Annotated in this window: 2 protein-coding genes; both read right to left on the bottom strand. The window is 44.1% G+C overall.

Annotation, left to right across the window (positions count from 1 at the left end):
• On the bottom strand, positions 1-337 hold a 337-nt coding region (locus GFC01_RS17920; protein ID WP_243137690.1), incomplete at its 3' end, for a YegS/Rv2252/BmrU family lipid kinase.
• 37 nt (positions 338-374) lie between these two features.
• On the bottom strand, positions 375-562 hold a 188-nt coding region (locus GFC01_RS19075), incomplete at its 5' end, for a hypothetical protein (protein WP_207707651.1).

The following is a 562-nucleotide window of genomic DNA, read 5'->3' as shown; positions in this document are numbered from 1 at the left end:
GGTCAAACATCCCATCATCTAAAATGGAATCTGGCGCTAGTTTTTCAAAGCCGCCTACTGAGTTTGTGAGTGAAACAAGAAACAGCATGATTTCTCCATGAAACAATTTGCCGTCATATTCAATTTCGACTTCTGTCGGGCGGATAGAAGGAAGCATCTCCATGCCTTTTAAATAATAAGCAAGCTGTCCAAGCATGGTCTTCAGTTTACTAGGCACCTCATAGGTGAGCTCTGTTAACCGGCCGCCGCCAGCAATATTAATAAAATAATGGCCATTGACTTTACCGATATCAAGCGGTTTCGCTACACCCTCAATAATGGCATCTGTCGCTTTCAAAACACCTTCTCGTGGAATTCCAAGTGCTCTTGCGAAGTCATTTGTTGCATAGCAGCATGAGCAGAATGACGCCCCACCTCTGGCCAGAAGTAAGGACAAGTAGTGGTGTGCCGATCTTTTGATCCAATAGTTTGATTGTCACCATCGCTGTCAGCTGAAAGATTCCTAACATCCAAAAGTAAAGAAATACCCGGCTGCTTGTTTGAAAGGCAGACGCTCTAAACA

Origin of the sequence: Desulfofundulus thermobenzoicus (genome assembly GCF_009428905.1) — a bacterium.
Taxonomy (GTDB): Bacteria; Bacillota; Desulfotomaculia; order Desulfotomaculales; family Desulfovirgulaceae; genus Desulfofundulus_A; species Desulfofundulus_A thermobenzoicus.
The sequence above is the reverse complement of the archived record's forward strand: the minus strand, read 5'-3'. Positions and strand labels throughout refer to the sequence as shown.